This is a genomic window from Mesorhizobium sp. M1A.F.Ca.IN.022.07.1.1, from assembly GCF_003997575.1.
GTDB lineage: Bacteria > Pseudomonadota > Alphaproteobacteria > Rhizobiales > Rhizobiaceae > Mesorhizobium.
In genome coordinates this window covers 1-428 of the sequence record NZ_RZST01000743.1, presented here as the reverse complement: position 1 = coordinate 428, position 428 = coordinate 1, and the positions used below count along the sequence as shown (strand labels likewise).

General features: G+C 64.3%; 1 protein-coding gene. It reads right to left on the bottom strand.

The annotated features are described in order from the left end of the window. On the bottom strand, positions 1-428 hold a 428-nt coding region (locus tag EOA75_RS33735; protein ID WP_127326199.1), incomplete at both ends, for a DUF3419 family protein.

Sequence of the window (428 nt, the reverse complement as noted above, 5' to 3'; positions counted from 1 at the left end):
GAGCTGGAGACGCGACCCGGCAGCAGGCTGGGCTCGGCGGCGGTGCGGAAGATGACGCGGGCGCCGGTCGAAGCCGTACGGGTGATTTCCGCCCACAGCGCGTTGAGCTGATCGTCGGTCATCCAGTCCTGTGCGTCGAGCAGGACGAAGCGGTCGACCGCGCCTGCATCCTTGCCGGCGAGAAACTCGATCAGATTGGCATGGTGGATGGCGACGCGGCCGACATTGCCGCGGATGGTCTCGTAATTCTGCCTTTCGAGATAGGCGGGCAGGGCGGCCTCGCCGGGGTTCGGATAGCGGCGGGCAAAGGCTTGCCAGGCGAAGTAGTTATTCTCCAGCGGAAAATCGCAAGCGAGTTTTTCCAGCCGGGCTTTCAGCACGCTGGCCATGGTGCCGTCGCCAGAAGTGATCAGCGAATCGTACTGCGC